Source organism: Bacillus sp. S4, from assembly GCF_040838205.1.
GTDB classification, from domain to species: Bacteria; Bacillota; Bacilli; order Bacillales; family Bacillaceae_G; genus Bacillus_A; species Bacillus_A cereus_U.
The window spans coordinates 1-2,632 of the sequence record NZ_JBFPJI010000406.1 but is presented as its reverse complement, the minus strand read 5'-3'; the positions used below and the strand labels follow the sequence as shown (position 1 = coordinate 2,632).

Below are 2,632 nucleotides of genomic sequence, written 5' to 3'. Positions count from 1 at the left end.
CTATAATATAGAAACATAGAGCTATAAGGAGAGGTAAGAAATGATTCCAGTAACAATATTAACGGGTTTTCTTGGATCAGGGAAAACGACATTATTAAATCGAATTTTATCAGAGGATCACGGTAAGAAATTAGCGGTGATTGTAAATGAAATAGGGAAAATTGGTATCGATAATCAATTAATTATGAACGTTGAAGAAGAAATTATGGAAATGACAAACGGTTGTCTATGCTGTACTGTGCGTGAAGATTTACTCGTTGCTTTAAAACAATTACTGGACGTAAAAGCAGAAGGGAAAATGGACTTTGATGGTTTAGTAATTGAAACAACGGGTCTTGCAAACCCAGGTCCGATTATTCAAACTTTCTTTTTAGATCCAGTTATTCAATCAGCGTACCAAATAAACGGTGTTGTAACAGTTGTAGATAGCTACCATATACATAAACATTTTGAAAAGGGACTAGAAGCAAAAGAACAAATTGCATTTGCTGATGTTGTGTTAGTTAATAAATTAGATTTAATTGAAGAAAATGAGAAAGAAAATCTCTTGCATGAACTTCAAGGAATTAACCCGACTGCAAAGTTAATCGAGGCGACTAACTGTGAGGTAGATATTCCATCATTACTACAAATTCAAACGTTTAAAACGAAAGATACGTTACAAATTTACCCTCATACAGAACATAACCATCTAGAAGGTGTAAAATCGTTTGTACTACGTGAAGAACGTCCGTTAGATTTACAAAAATTGAATGAATGGATGTCAGCTGTCGTTCAAGAACTAGGGGAGTATTTATATCGCTACAAAGGAATTTTATCTATTGATGGAGTAGACAAACGTATCGTTTTCCAAGGTGTACATACACTGTTTGCTGCTTCGTACGATAGAGAGTGGCAAGAGGGCGAAGAGCGAGTGAGTGAAGTAGTTTTCATCGGAAAAGATATTAATAAAGAATGGTTTCAAGAACATTTTCAAGAGTGTGTGAAGTAAGCCTGCATAATTGCAGGCTTATTTTTTTAGTTTCAAAAGATATATGAGTGAATTATAAAAAGCCTGTTTTCACAGGCTTGTATTTTCATCTATAAGTAATTCCATTACAACACCTACAACTGGGCCCTCATCATCAATATCCCCATTTAAGCGGAATCCAAATGACTCATATAGTCCCATTGCGTGTTTGTTGTCTGGATGTAAACTTAAATAAATTATTTTACATTCAAATTTTTGTTGTAAATATTGGATTAATAAACGAAGGAAACGTTTTGCATATCCTTTTCCTTGAAAATGTTGATCAATCATAAAACGATCTAACCATACGCTTTCATGCTTTTGGGAATACCAACCGTACATTGCGTATCCAACGAGTGTTTCTTTGTCATATAAGCCTACTGACGTTCCGTTTTCTTCATATAATGATTCTGCTAAAGAAAACGCATTGCTTTCAATAAATTGCTGCTGGTCTTTTGCTACGTCTAAAGCAGCAACTGAACGCCAATTATTTGCTGTTACTTCACAAATGTGAAGATTCATAGTTCCAACTCACCTTCTAAATTAGTATAGCTTAAAAGCTAATATGGATAATTTTACTTGTTATTTCGGTCAAGTCAAGGGTAAATACATAAAAAGACAGCTGAATGACATATTCAGCTGCCTAGAAAATATAGTTGATTAGTTTGTTGCTTCTTTTAAAGTATTTACGTTTTCTTCCATTAAAGTGAAGTAATCTTTATTGTTCTTTGCATCATCTTCAGAAATAGTAGCAAGGTGATTTAAACGTAAAACTTTTGTGCCTGTTTCTTTTTGGATAACTGATGCTACTTTTGGAGTAGAGAATGTTTCAAATAAAATATATTTTAGACCGTGTTCTTTTACTGTTTTTGTAATATCAGCAAGCTGCTTTTGAGATGGTTCATCAGATGCTGAAATTCCAGCGATTGGGATTTGTTTTAAACCGTATCGTTGTTCCCAGTAGCCATAAGCTGCATGTGAAACTAATATTTCTTTCGTTTTTGCATTTGCAACAACTGCTTTAAATTGATCATCTAAATCAGTAAATTTTGTTTGTAGTGCTGCGAAGTTTTTTTCGAACTCTTTTTTATGTTCAGGCTGTAATTCTACAAGTGCATTTTTAATTTTTTCTGCTTGTTTCATCGCAAGAGTAGGATCTATCCAAACGTGTGGGTCTTTATCGTGATGATGTTCATCTTCTTTATGACCGTCTCCATGATCGTGCTGCTCTTCTTCAGATGAAGCACGAAGTTCGATATCTTTAGATGCATTTACAATTTTTACGTTTTCTTTTTTTAATGATTTTTCCATTTTTTCGGCAAATGGTTCTAATTCTGCGCCGTTATAAACAAATAAATCGGCTTTCGCAACTTGTACAGTCTGCTTTTGACTCGGTTCAAATGTATGAGAATCCGCACCAGGTGGGTAAATTGTTTCTACATTTACATAATCACCACCGATTTTTTTTGCAAAGTCAGCGAGTGGGAAAATGGTTGTATAAACAGAAAGTTTCCCATCTTTTTTCGCTGCACCATCTTTTTTGTTAGAACATCCAGCAAAGACGAGTGTAAAAATAAGTATAAATGAAAATAGAGCTAATTTTTTAGGCATATAATTCTCCTC

Annotated in this window: 3 protein-coding genes; 1 reads left to right on the top strand and 2 read right to left on the bottom strand. The window is 34.0% G+C overall.

All coding sequences use genetic code 11. From position 1 onward, the window contains the following. Window positions 1-40 precede the first annotated feature (40 nt). Complete coding sequence (locus AB3X48_RS20830; protein ID WP_016104609.1) at window positions 41-991, top strand: CobW family GTP-binding protein; 951 nt, start codon at window positions 41-43, stop codon at window positions 989-991. Between the two features lie 69 nt (window positions 992-1,060). On the opposite strand, the gene AB3X48_RS20825 is transcribed toward AB3X48_RS20830, so the two are convergent. Together AB3X48_RS20825 and AB3X48_RS20820 are read right to left on the bottom strand one after the other, a co-directional pair. After that, window positions 1,061-1,531 (bottom strand): GNAT family N-acetyltransferase, encoded by a 471-nt coding sequence (locus AB3X48_RS20825; RefSeq protein WP_016104610.1) that lies wholly within the window; start codon window positions 1,529-1,531, stop codon window positions 1,061-1,063. Window positions 1,532-1,669: 138 nt separating this feature from the next. Continuing rightward, window positions 1,670-2,620 (bottom strand): metal ABC transporter substrate-binding protein, encoded by a 951-nt coding sequence (locus AB3X48_RS20820; protein WP_016104611.1) that lies wholly within the window; start codon window positions 2,618-2,620, stop codon window positions 1,670-1,672. Window positions 2,621-2,632: the final 12 nt, after the last annotated feature.

What these genes read in the sequence shown, in the direction of transcription:
- AB3X48_RS20830 (WP_016104609.1), top strand. Translation starts at nt 41, where the DNA reads ATGATTCCAGTAACAATATTAACGGGTTTTCTTGGATCAGGGAAAACG.
- AB3X48_RS20825 (WP_016104610.1), bottom strand. Translation starts at nt 1,531, where the DNA reads ATGAATCTTCACATTTGTGAAGTAACAGCAAATAATTGGCGTTCAGTT.
- AB3X48_RS20820 (WP_016104611.1), bottom strand. Translation starts at nt 2,620, where the DNA reads ATGCCTAAAAAATTAGCTCTATTTTCATTTATACTTATTTTTACACTC.